This window comes from Bacteroidota bacterium (assembly GCA_020402865.1).
In the GTDB taxonomy this organism is placed as follows: domain Bacteria; phylum Bacteroidota; class Bacteroidia; order Palsa-965; family Palsa-965.
In genome coordinates, this window is sequence record JADBYT010000005.1 from 1 (window position 1) to 19,925 (window position 19,925).

The 19,925-nt window shown below is 48.4% G+C and carries 21 protein-coding genes; 5 read left to right on the plus strand and 16 right to left on the minus strand.

Annotation, left to right across the window (positions count from 1 at the left end; all coding sequences use genetic code 11):
- Positions 1-1,461 (plus strand): pseudouridine synthase (locus IM638_03730; GenBank protein MCA6362119.1); only part of this gene is annotated, 1,461 nt, incomplete at its 5' end.
- Positions 1,462-1,635: 174 nt separating this feature from the next.
- Here IM638_03730 and IM638_03735 read toward each other — a convergent pair.
- From IM638_03735 to IM638_03795, 13 genes are all read right to left on the minus strand, one after another.
- Positions 1,636-3,078, minus strand: coding sequence for a hypothetical protein (locus IM638_03735; GenBank protein MCA6362120.1), 1,443 nt, complete (start codon positions 3,076-3,078; stop codon positions 1,636-1,638).
- Positions 3,079-3,325: 247 nt separating this feature from the next.
- Entirely contained in the window at positions 3,326-5,011 is a 1,686-nt protein-coding gene (locus tag IM638_03740; GenBank protein ID MCA6362121.1) for a hypothetical protein, read from the minus strand.
- Between the two features lie 12 nt (positions 5,012-5,023).
- A complete protein-coding gene (gene atpG / locus IM638_03745) occupies positions 5,024-5,899 on the minus strand; it encodes an ATP synthase F1 subunit gamma (protein ID MCA6362122.1) in 876 nt (291 codons plus the stop codon).
- 72 nt (positions 5,900-5,971) lie between these two features.
- Positions 5,972-7,552 carry a F0F1 ATP synthase subunit alpha gene (locus IM638_03750; GenBank protein MCA6362123.1) on the minus strand — a complete coding sequence of 527 codons (1,581 nt, stop codon included), beginning with the start codon at positions 7,550-7,552 and terminating at the stop codon, positions 5,972-5,974.
- 37 nt (positions 7,553-7,589) lie between these two features.
- Complete coding sequence (gene atpH, locus IM638_03755; GenBank protein MCA6362124.1) at positions 7,590-8,147, minus strand: ATP synthase F1 subunit delta; 558 nt, start codon at positions 8,145-8,147, stop codon at positions 7,590-7,592.
- 2 nt (positions 8,148-8,149) lie between these two features.
- Positions 8,150-8,644 carry a F0F1 ATP synthase subunit B gene (locus IM638_03760; GenBank protein ID MCA6362125.1) on the minus strand — a complete coding sequence of 165 codons (495 nt, stop codon included), beginning with the start codon at positions 8,642-8,644 and terminating at the stop codon, positions 8,150-8,152.
- Between the two features lie 113 nt (positions 8,645-8,757).
- On the minus strand, positions 8,758-9,009 hold the full coding sequence (gene atpE / locus IM638_03765; protein MCA6362126.1) for an ATP synthase F0 subunit C: 252 nt from the start codon (positions 9,007-9,009) through the stop codon (positions 8,758-8,760).
- A gap of 34 nt (positions 9,010-9,043) precedes the next feature.
- Entirely contained in the window at positions 9,044-10,117 is a 1,074-nt protein-coding gene (gene atpB / locus IM638_03770) for a F0F1 ATP synthase subunit A (GenBank protein ID MCA6362127.1), read from the minus strand.
- 324 nt (positions 10,118-10,441) lie between these two features.
- A complete protein-coding gene (locus IM638_03775) occupies positions 10,442-10,831 on the minus strand; it encodes a hypothetical protein (protein MCA6362128.1) in 390 nt (129 codons plus the stop codon).
- Positions 10,832-10,876: 45 nt separating this feature from the next.
- A complete protein-coding gene (locus IM638_03780) occupies positions 10,877-11,566 on the minus strand; it encodes a hypothetical protein (protein MCA6362129.1) in 690 nt (229 codons plus the stop codon).
- 13 nt (positions 11,567-11,579) lie between these two features.
- Positions 11,580-12,320, minus strand: coding sequence for a hypothetical protein (locus IM638_03785; GenBank protein MCA6362130.1), 741 nt, complete (start codon positions 12,318-12,320; stop codon positions 11,580-11,582).
- A 113-nt stretch (positions 12,321-12,433) separates the two neighbouring features.
- Positions 12,434-12,664 (minus strand): AtpZ/AtpI family protein, encoded by a 231-nt coding sequence (locus IM638_03790; GenBank protein MCA6362131.1) that lies wholly within the window; start codon positions 12,662-12,664, stop codon positions 12,434-12,436.
- Positions 12,627-13,046: a polymer-forming cytoskeletal protein gene (locus IM638_03795; protein ID MCA6362132.1), complete on the minus strand. Its 420-nt coding sequence runs from the start codon at positions 13,044-13,046 to the stop codon at positions 12,627-12,629. The genes IM638_03790 and IM638_03795 overlap by 38 nt, the downstream gene beginning before the upstream one ends.
- A 92-nt stretch (positions 13,047-13,138) precedes the next feature.
- Here IM638_03795 and IM638_03800 point away from each other — a divergent pair, with 92 nt between their 5' ends.
- Positions 13,139-13,855, plus strand: a complete 717-nt coding sequence (locus IM638_03800) for a DUF2807 domain-containing protein (protein MCA6362133.1) — start codon at positions 13,139-13,141, stop codon at positions 13,853-13,855.
- Between the two features lie 161 nt (positions 13,856-14,016).
- Positions 14,017-14,406, plus strand: a complete 390-nt coding sequence (locus IM638_03805) for a hypothetical protein (protein ID MCA6362134.1) — start codon at positions 14,017-14,019, stop codon at positions 14,404-14,406.
- Positions 14,407-14,659: 253 nt separating this feature from the next.
- On the opposite strand, the gene IM638_03810 is transcribed toward IM638_03805, so the two are convergent.
- The 3 genes from IM638_03810 to IM638_03820 form a co-directional block, all read right to left on the minus strand.
- Complete coding sequence (locus IM638_03810) at positions 14,660-17,311, minus strand: tetratricopeptide repeat protein (protein ID MCA6362135.1); 2,652 nt, start codon at positions 17,309-17,311, stop codon at positions 14,660-14,662.
- 159 nt (positions 17,312-17,470) lie between these two features.
- Positions 17,471-17,782, minus strand: coding sequence for a hypothetical protein (locus IM638_03815; protein ID MCA6362136.1), 312 nt, complete (start codon positions 17,780-17,782; stop codon positions 17,471-17,473).
- Complete coding sequence (locus IM638_03820; GenBank protein ID MCA6362137.1) at positions 17,779-18,024, minus strand: hypothetical protein; 246 nt, start codon at positions 18,022-18,024, stop codon at positions 17,779-17,781. Before IM638_03820 ends, IM638_03815 begins: the two co-directional genes overlap by 4 nt.
- 136 nt (positions 18,025-18,160) lie before the next feature.
- Here IM638_03820 and IM638_03825 point away from each other — a divergent pair, with 136 nt between their 5' ends.
- Both IM638_03825 and IM638_03830 read left to right on the plus strand, forming a co-directional pair.
- Positions 18,161-19,027, plus strand: coding sequence for a M23 family metallopeptidase (locus IM638_03825; GenBank protein ID MCA6362138.1), 867 nt, complete (start codon positions 18,161-18,163; stop codon positions 19,025-19,027).
- A gap of 12 nt (positions 19,028-19,039) precedes the next feature.
- Entirely contained in the window at positions 19,040-19,828 is a 789-nt protein-coding gene (locus IM638_03830) for a hypothetical protein (GenBank protein MCA6362139.1), read from the plus strand.
- Positions 19,829-19,925: the final 97 nt, after the last annotated feature.

Genomic DNA, 19,925 nt, shown 5'->3' on the forward strand with positions numbered 1-19,925 from the left:
AGCGACAAACCAAAACGCAGCTACGGCAGCGACGAGGAAAAGCCGCGCCGCAAATTCAACGACGATAAGCCTTACGGAAAATCATCGTACGGCAGCGACAAACCAAAACGCAGCTACGGCAGCGATGATGAAAAGCCGCGCCGCAAATTCAACGACGATAAACCTTACGGAAAATCTTCATACGGCAGCGACAAACCAAAACGCAGCTACGGCAGCGATGATGAAAAGCCGCGCCGTAAGTTTGATGATGAGAAACCAAAACGCAGCTACGGCAGCGATGAGGAAAAGCCGCGACGCAAATTCGATAGTGATAAGCCTTACGGAAAATCATCGTACGGCAGCGACAAGCCCAAACGCAGCTATGGCAGCGATGAGGAAAAGCCGCGCCGTAAGTTTGATGATGAGAAGCAAAAACGCAGCTACGGAAGCGACGATGAAAAGCCGCGCCGTAAATTCAATGATGACAAGCCCTACGGCAAATCAGCTTACGGAAGCGATAAACCCAAACGCAGCTACGGCAACAACGACGAAAAGCCCTATAAAAAATCGCGCGGCAGCGACGACGATGCAGGAAGCTGGGAAGTATTTGACGACGCGCCCTCGGCCAGCGATTATGTAAAGGCAGCGGAGCGTCCGGCTTTCCGCAAATCAAAAGGCGCACCCTCGCAGTATGCCGAAGCCAGCGGCGGATCAGTGCGTCTGAATCGCTTTATAGCCAACACCGGCCTCTGCTCGCGACGCGAAGCCGATGAGCTGATTGAAGCAGGTGTAGTGAAAGTAAACGGCAAAATTGTGACCGAACTCGGCACCAAAATTTCGCCGACCGACACTGTTCACTACGGCGATCAGCTGTTGCGCCGCGAACGCATGCAGTATGTGCTGCTCAACAAGCCCAAAGACTTCATCACCACCACCGATGATCCGCAGGAACGCAAAACCGTACTGCAGCTTGTGAGCGATGCCTGCGACGAGCGCATTTACCCCGTTGGCCGCCTCGACCGCAACACCACCGGCCTGCTCCTGCTCACCAACGATGGTGATCTTGCTGAGCGACTGATGCACCCGCGCTACGGGATCCGCAAAATCTACCACGTTACGCTCGACATGGCCCTTAAAGCCGAGCATTTCGAAGCCATCGAAAACGGCGTTGAACTCGAAGACGGCCCCATCAAAGCCGATGAACTCAGCTACGTGGGCGAAGGCGGCAACAAGAAAGAAGTGGGCATCGTGCTTCACTCCGGCCGCAACCGCATCGTACGCCGCATCTTCGAACACTTCGGCTATCAGGTTATCGGCCTCGACCGCGTAGTGTACGCCGGCCTCACCAAGAAAAACCTCCCCCGCAGCCGCTGGCGCCACCTCACCGAAGAAGAAGTAGGTATGCTGAAAATGACTACCGGCGCAGGTACTAAAAAGGTTAAAGCGAAAACTACCGGGTACAGGAGTAAGAAGAAAGATTGATTTCTCAACCATATTCAAACAGGGCTGCCGGATAATTTCCGACAGCCCTGTTTTATTGTAATCACACTTTTATCTTGATTTTGACTATAACCTCAGTACAAACGAAGCCGGAACATAATTCACTCCCACAGCCTGACAAACTACAAAAAACTCCCACTCATTCGTATTAGGTTTTCATTTACAATTTGAAGCGATAACCTGTCCGGCAGGCATATTGTTCAGTTGAAATTCATAATGGGTTAGTCGCCCTTCGGATGAAATTACCGTACATCGTGAACTGGCTTTGGGTGCTTCTTTTTCCTGCCCATATACAGCCGGATTTATCATCGAATTATATATGACAACTATTGAATTTCCTGTTTGAAAAAACTGTTTCTCAAGTTTTAAATGCGCTGTATTATCGAGTGAATTGTTTTTGAAATCGGGCAATACTACTGTTTCTATAATCTCTGCATTGGTGTTTTCGAGGTTGGAGTTAAACCTATATAGCTGCACTACGGATCGTAGTTTTTTATCGTCCGCACTGAATGGCATAAAAAAATCATCGCCACCACGACCAATTATAATAAACCCGTTTTCTTTCAGATCGAAAAAAAGTAAATCATCGCTCCACTTAATAATACGATCATAATCATGGAGCCGCATAAATACCGAATCGGGAATATAGGATAACTGTGGCGTTTTAAACGTCCCTTCAAATTCGTCCATTTGCCAGAAAGCAAAACCGGTTACATGTTGCCAGTTTGTTTTCGACAACATTGGGGCAATAGCGTACGTTTTTTTATGGTAAGAAATATACCGGACCCAGCCTGTTTTTACCGGAGTTCCTTCTGGCTTAAACTTGTATGTTTCCTTATTGGGTATATCAATACATATTACTTCCTGTTCAGGCGATCCGTTTTCAGCATGCTCGCCAAACGTATAAAAAAGTAATCCGTCATTTGAAAGTATTTTACTTTGAATTAACTGTTCCGCATTGTATCGGCCCATTAAATGCGGACTAATCAACGAATTGGTCTTGGGTACACGGTCATACTTATACACATCCATATCCTGATCAATCATACAGCTAAAACTGTTCAACTCAGAACGGTCATAAATAACGGCCAACTTAGTTTCATCGGGCGAGATAAGTACTTCTAAATTCCGATATAAGTCGAAAACAGAATCATCAGAATAGGGAAACCTGATTAACTCTTTTGTCTGCACCGAATCACCCATAATCCGTGATATCTCAATTATTGCCGTTGAGTTATTTATCCTGTAGCAAACATAAGCCTCATATCCATTGAACTTCCCAATCCAAAAGGAAATTCGCATAACACTATCGGGCAGATCTCCCCATCCGGGATGAATATTTTTCATCTTACGGCGCGAAATTTCTTTCTCGTTATTAATTGGCTTACATGATGCTATTGCATATTTGCTCTGTTTTGGAGCACGTTTTTTTGAATTGGAAAATGTGCCCACGATCAATGTATCTCCTGCGAAAAAATGAAGATATGTGGCAGGATTGACAATTGAGATTCTTTTATCGCAACCGGAAAGTTGTATTGTTTGCGAAAAAATAACTGAGTGGGTAAGAGAAAAAAGAAGGAGTGCAAATATTGTTTTCATAAGGGTTAGTTTCAGCTCTTAAAAATAATTGTTTTTTTAAATTGATTGGGGACTCTCAAATTACTTGTCCGGTTAATCATATCCTGGGTATGCTGAAAATGACTACCGGCGCAGGTACCAAAAAGGTGAAAGCGAAAACTACCGGGTATCGCAGTAAGAAGAAGGATTGATTGTACAATCAAATATCAAAAGAGGCGGTCTCAATATGCTGAGGCCGCCTCTTTTTTTGCATGCAATGAAGTGAAGACTATTCCACGGTTAGCTCTCCTAATTTGTAATCTTTACCCTTTGAACCATAGATCAATAAATGATTCTGGTCGAGAGGCAGTGAAATACGCGGACAAAGATTTACTTCCGTACCTGCGATTTCGGTGAGTGTTTTTTTCCTCATTTCACCATTTTCATTTAAGATGGCCACCACCGGGACTGTACCTTTTATTTTTTTCAAAATCTTGATGTCTCTTGGTTTGGTTACTGGTGCATTAGCAGGAAGGTCATTATACAAAACAAAAATTTGTTCATCTTTTATTACCACATTGTAGGAATAGTAAATAGACTCATCACTATTCAGGTTCACACTTGTAGTAAGCATCACCGGTCCGATTCCAATTCCTAGCGGTCCTTGTTTTCGAATAAAATATTGTCTTTTGGGCACCATTTTCACCCAAAGGATATCGCCTTTTGGATCAATATTTACAATCAAAAGATCGCCGTAATAATACGTTTGGCTCGATGCACCATTTGGCCCCTGATTGAATTGCATGTAAAACTCTTCATACGTAATCACATACCCCCCGTTTTCTTTCTGAATTACTTTCCCGGGCTTTGAGTTTACACCAAAATATGTTATTGGCCCATTTTTGGTTTGCTTCAGCTGATAGTAGTTGTTGAATAGTTCCGTTTCAAAATTATACTGCGAAACTGACTTTACGGCTCCTGTCTGTGCATTAAGCAGGATAAAATAGGTTCCGTTATAGCTCATATCGTAATATCGCTCTTTTTTGCCCGGATTGCTTTTGTAATGACCGTAAACCATCAGGTCCCCGTTATCATTAAACTGAACTGAAAATGAAATGATTCGCTTGTCTTCCAGTTCAACAGGAAAACGATCAGTCTCTTTACCATCTGAAGCATACTTGATAATTGAATAACTAAACTTACTGTCTCGGGTTTCTGTGGGTGTAACCAGTTGCAACTCGGTTAGAAATATTTCTTTGTTATTATTTATATAACAATTCATCAGAATATTATAGGCATCATCTGTTTTACTCTTAATAATATTATCTGCCTGAGAAAGGATGGTGAGGCTCTTATCAAGAATAAAAAATTCGAGATGATTAAGCTTGGTCTTGGGGCTGGTGTATATATGTGTGATGAGAATATTTGCAGAGTCGGGAGAAAAGCGAAAGAAAATATCCCCGATATCATTTTTGCCTTCTGCTTCAAGTTTAATCAACTCTGTAGGCTTTGGGTTAAGTACACCTTGCATGTTTATACTGTATGCATTAAGCCGAAACTTCTTTTCAGGTTTATTATAGTACGATGTGAAAATAATAAACTGACTGCCCTGAAATATAATCTCTTCTATTTCCTGCTTTTTATTTACTATTCTCGGAATATCAAGCTTCGTACTGAACAGTTTATTGTAAGTGCCCTGCTCAAAACATTCAATATAATAATCATCTCCTTTTGCAGAAAGGGTATATAGCCTTCCCTCCTTGCTTGCCATAAAGGATGTAATCTTTACCGATGATTCCAGAGGTTTTCCCCACTGAATTTTTACATTTTGTCCGGCCAGCTCATACGAAAAGACAAGACACAGAATGAGTGCTTTTAAAAAGTTGTGCATTTGATTTGTGATTAGGGTTAACAATTGTTGCTGTATAACAGCACAAAAAAGCCGGAGTAAATATACTCCGGCTTTCTCATACATACAATTTTCCCTTTATCCTTTCAACGCTTCCGCACCACCCACAATTTCCAGAATCTCGTTGGTAATTGCGGCCTGACGGGCTTTGTTGTAGCTGATACGCAGGTTGCGCAGCAGTTCTTTCGCGTTGTCGGTAGCTTTGTGCATAGCTGTCATACGCGCGCCGTGTTCGGAAGCGTGTGAGTCGAGCAGTGCTTTGTAAAGCTGTGTTTTGAGCGAGCGGGGAATGAGATCCTGAACGATCTCGGCTTTCTCGGGCTCAAAAATGTAATCGGTTTTGCTTGATGCGTTGCCGGAAGCAGTGGGCACCACGGGCAAAAACTGCTCGGCCTGGGTAATTTGTACCGCAGCGTTTTTAAACTGGTTATATACCAGCACCACTTTGTCAAACTGTCCTTCGCCAAACGCTTTCATAATGGCTTCGGCCACGGGCGCAGTGTTTGCAAAGGCTAGTTTGTCGAAAAGCACATTGAGGTTGCCCAACTCCGACAATGCAGCGGTGTACGGTGTTTTGCGGAAGAAATCGCCGCCTTTTTTACCGATGGTGATGTAGCTGGCTTTTGCCGTGGGGTAATCTTCGCGGATGGCACGCATGGTGCGCTTGATTACGTTGGCATTAAAGCCGCCGCAAAGACCACGGTTGGAGGTAATCACCACAAACAGCACGTTTTTCACTTCGCGCTGGCGTGAATAAACGCCCTCGGTGCTGTCTAAACTGGCGCTCAGGTTTTCAAGAATCTCGCGCAGTTTCTCGGCATACGGACGCATCTGGGTGATGGCATCCTGCGCACGACGCAGCTTGGCAGCCGACACCATTTTCATGGCGCTGGTGATTTGCTGGGTTGACTGTACCGAGGTAATTCGGTTGCGGACTTCTTTTAAGTTCGGCATCGTATTGCGTTTTGCTCCGGTTACGGGGAAGCATTGTGCGGACAATTACTCGTCCGCACATTTTGTTCAGATTTACGCTTTGTACTTGGCAGCAACTTCTTTTGCAGCCGCTTCAATCACACCGGTAATGTTGTCGTCAATTTTACCGGCTTTGATTTCGTTCATGGTTGAAGCGTGCTTGCCGCGCATGTATTGCAGGAAATCCACTTCAAACTCTTTTACTTTGTTGGCGGGCACATCGCGCAGCAAACCTTTGGTACCACAGTAAATAATGGCTACCTGATCTTCTACACGGAACGGCTGGAACTGACCCTGCTTGAGGATTTCCACGTTGCGCACACCTTTGTCGAGTACCGACTTGGTAGCCGCATCGAGGTCAGAACCAAACTTGGCAAATGCCTCAAGTTCGCGGTACTGCGCCTGGTCGAGCTTAAGTGTACCAGCCACTTTTTTCATCGACTTGATCTGGGCGTTACCACCCACACGCGATACGGAGATACCTACGTTGATAGCAGGGCGCACACCGGCGTTGAACAGGTTCGACTCAAGGAAGATCTGACCGTCGGTAATTGAAATTACGTTGGTCGGGATATAAGCGGATACGTCGCCGGCCTGTGTTTCGATGATCGGGAGTGCGGTGAGTGAACCGCCGCCTTTTACGAGCGGACGGATAGACTCGGGCAGGTCGTTCATGGCGCGGGCTACATCGTCGCTGTTGTTGATTTTAGCAGCACGCTCGAGCAGACGGCTGTGCAGGTAAAATACGTCGCCGGGATAAGCCTCACGTCCGGGAGGACGACGGAGCAGCAGTGATACTTCGCGGTAAGCTACAGCCTGCTTGGAGAGATCATCATAAATGATCAGCGCAGGACGGCCGGTATCGCGGAAGAATTCGCCGATGGCAGCGCCCGCCATCGGAGCGTAGAACTGCAGCGGAGCCGGATCGGCAGCGGGAGCAGCTACTACTACGGTGTAAGGCATAGCGCCGTTTTCTTCGAGTACGCGTACTACGTTAGCCACGGTAGAGCCTTTCTGGCCCACAGCTACGTAGATACAGAATACCGGGTTGCCGGCTTCGTAAAACTCTTTCTGGTTAATGATGGTGTCGATGCAAACGGCTGTTTTACCGGTCTGGCGGTCGCCGATTACAAGCTCACGCTGCCCGCGGCCAATCGGAATCATGGCGTCGATAGCCTTGATACCGGTTTGCAGCGGCTCGGTAACGGGCTGACGGTAGATTACACCCGGCGCTTTACGCTCAATCGGCATTTCGTACAACTCGCCTTTCAGCGGGCCTTTGCCGTCGATCGGATTGCCGAGCGTGTCAACTACGCGGCCCAGCATGCCTTCGCCAACATTGATAGAAGCAATGCGGTTGGTGCGGCGCACAGTGTCGCCTTCGCGGATATCGTTGGAGGCACCAAGCAGTACTGCGCCCACATTGTCTTCTTCAAGGTTGAGTACGATGCCCTGAAGGCCGTTCTCAAACTCAATCAGCTCGCCCGACTGAGCGTTTGAAAGGCCATAGATACGGGCAATACCGTCGCCCACCTGGAGCACGGTGCCCACCTCTTCCATTTCTTTAGCCGACTTAAAGCCTGCAAGCTGCTGACGTAGGATCGCGGATACTTCCGCCGGTTTAACTTCTGCCATTGTATTGGATAGTTATGCGTTGGTTCGCGTGTTGTATTTAGAATTCTTTGATAAACGGGTTTTCGCTGAAACTGCGCTCAAGCATGCGGATCTGGCGGATCATTGAAGTATCCACCTGACGGTCGCCTACGCGGAGAATAAAACCACCGATAAGTGTATCATCAATTTTCTCGGTGAGTTCCACTTCGGTGCCGGCTGCTTTACGCACAATTTCGAGTACCTGTTTGCGCAGCATATCGTCGAGCGGAGCAGCTGTGGTAATGCTGGCGGTAACAATATTCTTGTTTTTGCGGTACTGGCTCAGGAACGATTCGGCAATAATTTCCAGCTCGGCCTCGCGGCGTTTGCGGGTAATAATGTCGATGAATTCGGTAGTAATAACACCAATCTTTCCGCCAAAAATGGCTTTAAGAATTTCCTGCTTTTTGTCGGTTTTAATTACCGGACTTTTCAGCAGCAGCTCCAGATCGCGGTTTTCATGCACGGTGTCGCGCACCAATTGCATGTCTTCGCGCACCTGTTCAAGCTGACCTTTTTCGATGGCCAGATCCAGCAGCGATTTCGCGTAGCGATAGGAAACCCGTGTTTCGCGCATGGTTAGTTGAGCTTGGCGTCTTTAAGCAGATCGCCGATGAGTTCTTTCTGTTTGTTTTCGGCAGAGAGTTCACGCTTGAGCATGGTCTCGGCAATATCAATCGAGAGCTGCGCTACCTGATTTTTCAGTTCGGTAATGGCAGCCATTTTCTCGTTGTGAATGCTTTCGCGGGCAGCAGCCAGAAGCTTGTCGGCTTCCTGCTTGGCTTTTCCTTTGGCTTCGGCCACAATAGCGTCTTTCATGTCGCGGGCTTCTTTCAGCATCGCGTCACGCTCGCGGCGGGCTTCGTTGAGCAAACGCTCGTTGTCGGCCTGCATGGACGCAATATCAGCCTTCGCCTTTTCGGCCGACTTCAACGCATCGTCAATTGAAGCTTCGCGATCCTTGATCATTTTCATGATCGGCTTCCACGCAAACTTGGTCAAAAGGAAAAGAACGATCAGGAAGGTGACCATCATCCAGAAGAACAAGCCTAAGTCCGGTTTTACGAGTTCCATTTAGCGTATCGTATTGTTGGGTAATGAATGCTTGATGTTGTTTAACCTGATGTTTTGAAAGATCAGCCACAGCCAACCGCTGCGGCTGATCTTTTCAATGTTTCTTCCGCAAATTACGCAATGAAGGTAACGAGCAGACCAACTACCATCGCGAAGAAGGCTGCACCTTCAACGAGAGCGGCAGTAAGAATCATGTTGGCGCGGATGTCACCAGCGGCTTCGGGCTGACGAGCGATAGACTCGAGAGCGCTGCCACCGATACGTCCGATACCCATACCGGCACCTACAGCAGCAAGACCTGCACCGAGTGCAGCGAGACCGTGACCTGTTGTAGCACCAGCTTGGAGAAGGATGTCAGAAAGCATGTGAATTTATATTTAGGTTAAACAAATTACGTGGTTAGTGAGCGGCCGCCGCATGCGCGTGGTCGTGTGCGTGATCATGCTCCTCGTGGTGATGCTCCTCCACTGCCGCGCCAAAGTAAATGGCCGAAAGCAGGGTGAATACATACGCCTGAAGGAATGCCACAAGTAATTCCATGGCAAACATGAACACGGTAAAGAGAATGGATACTATGGACACACCAAGACCACCTCCCATAGACTCGCCGCCTTTGCCGAAGATGAAGATGAGGCTGTAGAACGCAAGGGCTATGATGTGACCGGCTGAAATGTTCGCAAACAAACGAATCATGAGTACGAACGGACGCAGGAACATACCCAGAATTTCAATCGGAGTAAGAATAACCAGTACGAACGCCGGTACACCGGGCATGGCAAAAATGTGGCGCCAGTAGTGGCCGTTTCCGTTAATGGTGGTAATAATAAAGGTAAGCAGGGCTAGCGCAGCGGTAATGGTGATGTTTCCGGTAAAGTTGGCTCCGCCCGGGAAGAACGGAATAAGACCAAGCATGTTGGAGAACCAGATAAAGAAAAATACCGTGAGCAGGTAAGGCATAAACTTCTCGTACTTGTGCCCCAGCGCCGGCCTGGCAAGATCATCGCGCACGAAAATGATAATGGGTTCAAAGAACGACTGCATGCCCTTGGGCGCCTGTCCGGGACGACGCTTGTAGGCTTTCGCTATGCTCATAAATACATACATGAGCATAATTACCACAATGAAAAGGGTAACTACGTTCTTGGTAATGGAGAAATCATACAGGTGGTGGGTAGCCTCGTGGTTGGCCGCATTCAGCGTTTCGTCCCAAACCTCAATTTTGTTTTCCTCCATTTTGTAGCTGTAGTGGGCACCTTTGTACACACCCGACGCATTGTCGTGGAAACGGCTGGAAAGGAAAAACTCAAACCCTTTGTCGGTTTTCAGGATCACGGGCAGGGGAATGTGCGTGTGGCCCCAGAGGTGCCAGTCGTGCGCATCGGAGATGTGCTCCATGATCATTTTGCCGGGATTGAACTTGGCTTCTTCACCATGTTCGCCGTGGGCAGGCTTGGCCTCATGGCCCGAAGCCATTACGGAGTCATTATTGAGCGAATCGTGTTCCTGCGGTTCGTAAGCAAAACCAAAGGCAGGCAGCAGCAGCGTGCTGAAAAAGAGGACGAGACGGGTCAGAGCGGCGTTGGAACGCATTGATTCTGAGTGCATTTAAGGTGAGCGGCGTGCTACACCCCGAAATTCGGCTGCAAATGTAGGGATTTGTTTCGGAGATCAGAAAGAAAGTTCAGGGAAATTCGTCGAAATCAGTTGCCCGTTGGTCGTATTCGGAGCTGATTGTGGTCAGGTTGCGGGAATGCGGGCGAAATTAAAACCCCGGGGGATGTTTGTAGCGGGAAAAACTTACTTGCCTTTGGGCAGGAAATGCTTATAAAGAAGTGCTACCTCAAACGTAGTAAAGAGGAGATAAAAAACGAGGAAGTGAATAATAAAATGCACCGCCAGCGCCTTGTTGGTAAATGCATAAAGTACAATGACAATCAGAAAAATAAACAACTTAAATGTGGTAAGCCCCATGAACATGCGCACGAAGGCTTTCGGGTCGCCCTCGCCCGAGCGGAGAAGGATGTAATGTACCACCGCTGTAATGATTACAAAAAAAGCAAACAATGCCCAGCTCAGCGGGTGTTGCTTCCACACCGGCATAAATGCATTCCATGCCGCCAGCGCCCCGCCCACAATGGCCGAGAACACCAGCAAACGCACTAAAAAGGATTTGAAAGCTGCAGGCATCTGGCCGCAAAGATAGGAGTTTGCCGCTCGGCTTTGCCCGCAACGTTATTTCAAAAACGGAATTGCCACAAAAAATGTAGCCGAAGCCCCGCTCAGCCGCGTGCCCGGAAATGGCAAAGCATTTCCACGTTTTTGCTTCCAGCCGGTTTTCGACCAGTCGTGACGGTACAGGCCACGCAAGCCAAGTACAGCATACCTGCCCAACAGGATAGTAAACTCCGTACGTAATACAGGCACAAAATACGGATTGACAAACCGGCTTTCTTCCGTTTGTGTGCTTTGCACCACCCTGAACCGCCCCAACGCCCAGCCTAAACCGGCTGTTAAAACCAGCTTTTCAGAAGAAAGAAAATCGCAGCTGAAACCATCAAGGAAAAACTCATAGCCGCTCAGTCTGAATTCATGTGAAGAGGTACGAACTGTTTGAGCCGGGTAGTAATGAAATGCAAAAGCCCCGCTTGTAGAGGGCCATTGATTCACCACAAACATGCCCATTGCCCCGGTTTCAAATCCCGCAGAAAACATCGCCGATTGAAAGCCTGCAGCACCATATTGAGCCGCAAGAAAAGCATTTACTCCGGCAAGCGGCAGCGGGCGATAACCCAATCCTGCACCATAATAATCTGCAATGGATCTCACCGTTTTATCACGCGGATGCCTGATTCCCGGATGCCCCCAAACCATTACCGCAGCCAGAATACAAGCTGCGGTAATGATAATTTTTTTGCCGTACATGAACTGTTAACATTTACTCCGCCCCCGGCGCCGAAGGCGCCGGCATTGTATCAGCCGGTGCATCTTCCTTATCGGCAGTGCCAAAGGTGAATGCGATAAATGCACCGTACATGCCGCCGCTTAAACGCGTGCCGGGCAAATCGCCGCCATTGCCGCTCTTTTTCCGCCAGCCGGTTTTCGACCAGTCGTGGCGATAGGCACCGCGTGCGCCGATGGTTACACGGTCAAACAGCGTAAAGCTGAGCTCCGAACGCAGCATGGGTATGAAATACGGATTGGTGTAAACCGTTTCGCCGGCTGCATCCTTGCTTACAATTTTGGTGCGGCCCCAGGTCCAGCCCAAGCCGGCCGTAAACACCACTTTGCGCGAACTGATGAAATCGAAGCTGGAACCATCATACTGCATGTTCCAGCCACCCAGCGTCATTTCGCGGGCCGAATCGGAAATGGTTTGCGGCAGCAGGTAATGAAAAGTAAGCAGCGATGCCGAATTGAATTCGGTGCTGGAAGCATCCACATGGTTAAAACGACCACGATCAAGCCCCACATACATCGCGTTGCTTTCAAAACCGCTGGCAAAACCGCTGTAACGGAGCTGACTGTTGAGACTGGCGATGGGCAATACATAAAAACCGGCGCCGGGGCCGATATACTGCATGCCGCCTTTGAGCGGGTTTTGTGCGTGCGCCTGCGTAGCACCAAATGTCATGGCCGCAAACACAGCTGCCGCTGAAATAAAGTACAATTTTTTCATAACGGGAGTTTAAGTATGTGTACTGGATATGCTGTTTGTGAGCCTAATTTAGATAAACTGAAGCAGGCGAGTACGTTAAATTTCACTTCTCCACGTGTATTGTGCAGGATGGGTTATTTCTTCTTCAGAAAATCGCGGATGAAATACCAGATGGAGGCAAACACACCAACCAGTGTAAGCACCAGTGTAAACACCGGAATTTTGCCCAGCGGGAAACGCGCATCAAGCCAGCGCCCGCCCAGAGCGGCAGCGGTAATAATTACGGCCATGTAGGTGGCCATGCTCAGGTAACGTGCGGCCGACGGATCAAGCCGTTTGCGGTTCGGTGGTGGCGGTGCTGTCATGCAGTGCGGGCCTGGTTACACCGGCCATGGTGCAGGAACCTGAAAAATCGGCACCGGGCTCAATAGCCAGTTTGCCGGTCACCAGATCGCCCGAAAGCTTTGAGGTGGCTTTAAGTGTAAGCAGCTCGGCCACGTTCACATTGCCTTTTACAGTACCCGAAATATCGGCGTTCTGGCAATGCACTTCTCCTTCAATTACACCGGTTGGGCCTACTACTAATTTACCACGGGTGTTTACCGAACCTTTCAGGTTGCCGTCAATCCGGATATCGCCGCCCGAAACAATATCGCCGTCAATGGATGTGCCCGAACCAATAATGTTTACTGAACCGCCATCGGCAGCAGCTGTGCGTGATGAAGTATTGCCTTTTGCATTGAACATGAAGTAAAGATAAGTATTTGCACAAAAAAAACACCAGCAAATAGGGGTTCGCCCGTTCTGCCTTGTCATACCTGCATAACACAATCCATAAAATGAAACAATTCAGCTACACATTACTTTTCTCAATGGCCCTTGCGGTGCTTTCTTCGTGCTCAGGTGTGCTGGGTGTACACGGTGAAGGCGCTGCCGTAGTAGAACAACGTTCTCCGGGTGTATTTCAAAAACTGGCTCTTGATATTGATGCCGATGTGATTCTGCACTCCGATTCGGTTTACCGCCTCGAAATAACCGGCCAGCGCAACATACTCGATGTACTTACCACACGCGTAAACAACAACGAACTGGAAATCGACTTTTCAGATTGCGTAAGTGAGTACAGCGGCATCACCATTCATGTGTATGCTCCTGTATATGTGGCGGTCAGCATCAGCGGCTCAGGCAGCATACGCAACAACGACAGCCTCACCGCAGCTTCATTACGCATCGACATTAATGGCTCGGGCACGGCCAGTCTTCAAAACATACGCAGCAATTCGGTTGTTTCCGATATCAGTGGCAGCGGCAACGTAACCCTCAGCGGCAGTGCACAGTTGTTTACCCACTCCGTTTCCGGCAGCGGCAACCTGAAAGCATACGATCTCATCACTCAAACAGCCAACCTCACCTGCTCAGGCAGCGGCAACTGCGAAGTAACTGTATCGCAAACACTTGCGGTTGACATTTCGGGCAGCGGCGACGTGTTTTACCAGGGCAATCCGGCACTAAACGTTTCCATTTCGGGTTCGGGGCGCGTTGTACACGTAAACTAAGAGCCTTTGTTTTTGAGCTTTGTTTTGAGCACATTTTTCCTCAGACAAGGCGTGTTTTGCAGGCGATCCTTGGAGAGGATCGACAAAAAACAGAACGCAGGATGAGGGAAAATGAACCGAAACAAAGCCAAAGGATAAATTTTAAACAATCACTAAACACAATGAGGCTTGCATTTGCTTTTATCGCTTCACTTTTTCTTTTCACAGCCTGCGAAAGCAGCACCGAGCGCCAGTGGGTGGTTTCAAACCGTTCGGCCACTACCGTAAGGGTAAGTCTTATTACCAAAATAACCGGCGACACGCTTTATCAATCCATTGAACCGGGAAAAACCCGCGTCATTTATTCGCAAATGCAGGCGGGCGCAAGTTCGGGTGTGCTGCGTGCACTTACCGTGTTTGATACCGTGGTTATTGAAAATGCCACGAACAATTTTATGCAGAAGGATTTTTTCAATCAGCGTAACTGGGGCATCGATATTTCACAGATAAAAAAATTCCCTTCTTACTATTCCCATCAATATACCTTCGTGATTACCGATCAGGACTTTTAGCCAATCTGCATCCCCGATTAATACATCCCCATATACTACAAAGCCGCACTGAAATAAGTGCGGCTTTGTAGTATATGTGCCTTTTTAAATAGTTGTTGTTGAGATTTGTGTTGAGCAGATTTTTCTTCGGAAAAGGCGCTTTTCGCAGGCAATACTTAGAAAGTACCGACAAGTAATGCAACGCAGGATGGGGAAAAATCCACCATCACAAGGCCAAAGGATGAATTTAAACAGGCGCTGAATAATGCTCTTTTTATTTCGTGTTGTTTACGTAGTTCTTGTCGAAAAACTCCTTGTACTGCTGGGTGTTTTTACTGCGGTAAAACAGGCTGTAATTGTCTTTAGAAATACTAAACACCTGATAAGATCCCGCTGTAAGTTCGGCAAACAGTTCAGGACGGCCTTTGAGAACGGAAAAATAGCTCATGGCCGAATTTTTATCCTTGAAGCCTTTCACAAGAATAATTTCGCGCTGGTTATCCAGAATAATGCTTGAAATAGTGAGCCCGTTCGACGCGTAATTCTGCATGTTGAAATCAGACAAGGCTATTTTAAAGTTGTTGATGTTTCCCTTGCCTTTAGTCACCACAATCATAAACTGGTGTTCGGCGTTGGCATCTAAAGTATAGGGTGGTGCAGCTTTAGCCGTGTCGGCACTAACCACATCGCCGCGCTGGCGTTTTATCGCATCAAGCAGCGCCTGCGCCTGATCTTTTACCGGATCCTTGGGGAATGTGGCCACAAGGTTGGTAAGCGATTTTTCCATTGCCGGTGTGCCTTGTGTTTTGCCAATACTTACGGCGCGGATATAGGCAAAGCGGGCTGCATTTTCGTTTTTGCGGCCAAATGTGGTATCGGCATAATTACAGCGGGTAATTACTTCGCTGTATTTGCCCTCGGTAAACATTACGTAGGTTTCCTCGTAATAGCGAACCACCTTGTTTTTTTCGGTGAGCTTATCCACCTCAAAATTCGGGTTGCGGATGAGTTCAGCATACTCGCTTTGCGGATATTTTGAGAGGATATAGTTTTTATGCTCGTCGGCTTTGGCGGTATTATTCTGGCTTTGGTAAATACGGTAAAGCTGAAAATGTGAGGGCAGTGAATATTTGTGTGTGGGAAAACGCTGGCACAGGGCTTCAAAAGCCTCAATGGAGCGCGCATTGTTGCGCAACTGTTCTTTGTAAATAGCTCCGAGGCTGTATAGTGCTTCGGCAATTTTTTCGTCAGATGCGGTAAGCTGTTCGGGCGTGAGCGGCAGGTTTTTCAGGTAAAAATCACGCCCCAGTTTGTCGTTGTTGCCGGGTTTGTTTCCGCCAGCCTGCGTGGTATTGCTGCTGCCTCCGTCGCCGCCGTCTTCGGTAATGTAGGTTTCCTTATTCATCCGCCGCCAGTTGTCTTCAAGCTTGCGGTTGCCCCATTTGCGGGTAAACTCGCCCATGCCGAATGAAATGGTGGACGGATTGTAGAAGTACCAAAGCCCGCCCGGGTTGCCACCGCCAATGGGGCTGCCGCCCGGGTTATTTACCGGATTTACGGGGCCGCCTCCTTGCTGCAGCAAGGCCTCCTGTTCTTCTTTTTTCTTACGGTCTTCTTCTTTCTTGGCTGCAATCAGTTTGTCGATATAGGCATACAGCCCGGTAGTGTCTGTACCGTACTTTTTTACAATGCCCTGCAGGCTGTCTTCAAGGCGCACAGTTTTTATATAACGTACCAGGGTGCTCAGGCTTGATCTTTTTTCATCAATCTGGGCATACGAAGCGTAGTCTTTGGGCAAAAACTGCATGGTACTGTCGTAATAGGCCTGTGCATTAATGTAATCGGTTTCCGTAAAATACAAATCGCCGAGCGCCAGATACGTAAGTGCTTTTTGTTTGGCATTGCCTGCACTTACCGCAATTGATTTTTTGTAGAACGTGCGGGCGCCTTCCATATCGCCACCGGCTGCTTCGAGCTGGCCCAGGGTGTAATAAATCTGGTCCTGATACTCGTTGTTTTTATCGTCGGTGAGCATTTTCTCCAGTTCCTTTTTGGCGCCGGCGCGTGTTTTGCTGTTGGCTCCGCTCAGTCGTGCGCGGCTTATGCGCGCATTGAAAAGCATTTCGTAGGGCGGATTCATTTCCACTACTTCGCCATAGAGTTTGCCGGCTTTTTTCTCCTCGCCGGTTTTCTCGTAAAGCTGCGCCAGAATGTAGGTGTAGCGTGCGCGGGTCTTTTTCTTTTTGGTAATGAGCAGGGCTTCTTCGAGGTATTTAATGGCGTTGCCGTAATTGCCGGTGTGCATGTACAGATCGGCGTAGGTTGCCTTTATTTCGGGCAGCAGTGCCGGCGGGCAGGCCTTATCGTTGGCAATCATGTCAAGAAGCGTCTCGGCCTGACTGTAGCCACCCAGCCCGATGTGTGTGCGCGCCTGCCAGAGATAACCGTCAAAACGAATGGGAAACTTGGCGTATTTCTGCGTCACATAATTAAACACCTCCATGGCCGAGAGGTACTCGCCCTTGTAGTAGCGCGCCTGACCAATAATCAGGTAGCTGTCGTCAATCCATTTTACCGCACCGGCAATTTCTTCACCGTCTTTTTTGGTAATGGCGTGGCGTTCAATAACGGTGGTCGATTTCTTTATGGCCTTTTCGTAATCGGCAAACGACCCTTTTGTTTCGGGCGTATTGGGCAGGCGGAAAATAGGCAGCAGCTCCGAGTAATCGTCCACATAGGCCTTTTCAATCTTGTCGCGGGCATCCTTCATGCTTTCGCGGGCATAGAAATAGCCGTTGTAGCGCGAAGTCATGTTGTGATAACCACGGGTAACCCGCGTGTTTTTCTTGGTGGTACACGATGTGGCAAAAGCGCCCAGCAAAAGCAGCAGCGCGGCAAAAGACAGATATGCGGAAGTACGGTTCACGAAACGAATGGTCTGGCGGGGATAACGCCCGAAAAACAAAAATAGTGTATTCTGTGTAAGAATAGGACGCAGAAAAGGGTGTTTGGTTGCTTGAAAGAAGGCTAAACCATACTATTTCACCGGGAAACGATAGACTCAGCAGGGAAGCCAGTCTTGAATTTACTTCCTTCTCTTGCGTATGGCCCGCTCTCTAACATTCGGATTTCGGGCCGAATGAAATAACCCTAACACCACTAATTCATCTTCAAATACATCATATTCAATATAATATGGAAATTTTTCCATCCGGGCAAGGCGTGAATTATTTCTCGTTTTCACCGCCGTATTCGGATTTTCGGTTAAAAACCGAATGAATTGATGAAATTCCTGCTGAAAAACACTCCCAAGACCTTCACGCTGTATCTCATACCATTTCGATACGGCAATAATCTCGCTAAAAACTTCCGGGTGATACCGTACCCGAAAATTCATTTTGAAATTGTTTTTAACGTCTTGGTCATTTGCTCCATTAACTCTTCATGACTCAACCCTTTCACTTTACCTGTCTGCATTTCCATCCTGCGTCTTTTCGTTGTTTCGATGTCCTCATTACTTAATTCAAAATTTTGAAGACCTACTTCACGCTCCAATAGTTGATGAACGATAATTAAAAAACTATCATCAACCTGATCGATGTACTCGTGAATTTTTTTCCTTAATGCCGAAGTCGTCATCGTGTCTTATTTTGATTTAAAGGTAACAAAACCCACGCATATTTTCTTTTGACTCGGGGATAAAAGCGTCTCTCTTGAACAACAAAAAGACGAATTCCTGATTCATTCGGGAATAATCCGATATTTGTTTGCAATCATGGCAAAAGAAACCGGCAAACGCAAATGGAGAGATCGTTTACGCCGCCCTTACAGGCTGGTGGTAATGAACGACGATACCTTTGCCGAGCAGTTTTCGCTGCGGCTTACACCCATGGGCATTCTGGTGCTTATCGGTGTGGTCACAATCATTATGACCACGCTGGTCATCATGCTCATTGCCTTCACCCCGCTGCGCGAATACATTCCCGGCTATTCCGACCCCGAACTGCGCAACGAGCTTGATATGACCCGGCAGCGGGTCGATTCGCTCAACCGGGCGGCCGAGGCCAACAGCATTTGGGTAAGCAACCTGCAAAAAATACTCACCGGCACCGACAAGCCCGAAAAGCCCGGCAACCCGCGCGATACATCCCGCACACGCAACATCCCCGCCGCCAAACCCTCAGCCGCCGACACCGCCCTGCGCCGCGAAATTGAGGGCGACATGAACACCTACTCCCTGCGCCTGGGCGTAAAAAAAAGCAGCGGCATCAGCGGCTTCTTCTTCTTCGCTCCGGTTAAAGGCGCTGTTACTACCGCCTACAGCGCGGCCGAAGAACATTACGGCGTGGATGTGGCCGCCGCCGAATCAGATGCCGTAAAAGCCACGCTCGACGGCACGGTTATTTCGGCCGGGTGGACGCTCGAAAACGGCTATGTCATTCAGCTTCAGCACACCAACAACATCGTCTCGGTGTACAAGCATAACTCGGTGCTGCTCAAAAAACCCGGCCAGTTTGTAAAAGCCGGCGACCCCATTGCCATTGTAGGCACCAGCGGCGAACAAAGCACCGGCCCGCACCTGCACTTCGAGCTTTGGTACAACGGCATCCCGCTCGATCCGCAGGACTTCATCAGCTTCTGATTTTTTTTGCGCATGAACTACATCGCCGCCCTTTCACTGCTTCTGCTGCTGGCTGCATGCGGCAGCAATACCCCAAAACCCGTGGCCGGCACCGTCACCACGCCCGCAGCCGTGGCCGATACGCTCAATCGTTTCGACACCATTACCGCAAACGGCCACACCATTATGCTCCTGCCCGCCACCGAGGCCCAATTCAACGTGCGCGATGCGTCTGAGTGGCGCATTCCCTGCAACGAAAACCTGGGCGAACAGCACTTCTCCTGCCTCGAAAAATGGATGAAAGATGTGCTCATCGCCGATTCCGCCATCGTTTCCCGCACCGACTCGGTAACTATGCGTATCCGCCTGAACAACGGAAACAACATCTTCCTGCGCGATACACTTTACACCGAAGCCAATGAGGGCGATGTGCGCCTCAACGAATACATGGGCAGGCTTTACCGTATGCCGTGGCTGGTTTTCGGCCGCACGTACTACGAAGCGTTTGATGCCGCCCTTTACAACCTCAACACCGGGCAGGAAGTGCCGCTTTATCACTATCCCATCCTCTCGCCGCAAAAAAACTGGCTGCTCGTGTACAACTACGACCTCGAAGCCGGCTACACCTTTAACGGCCTACAACTGCTCAGCCTCAGCGGCGATAATGCCACCGTTGTTTTCGAACGTGCTTACGATAAATGGGGCGCCACCAATGCAAAGTGGATCAGCGCAAACGAAGCCATTATTGAACAGAGTGTGCCCGATTACGGGAGTCCCGATTATCGGTTAAAGAAGTTTTACGCGCGGTTGGTGATTAACTAAAAATCAAAAATCAGGAGCGAACCTTCAGCATTTCAAAAAACCGTTCGGCTCCTGCTTTCTCTGCGGTGCGGCAGCGGTTACACAACAAAAAACACAT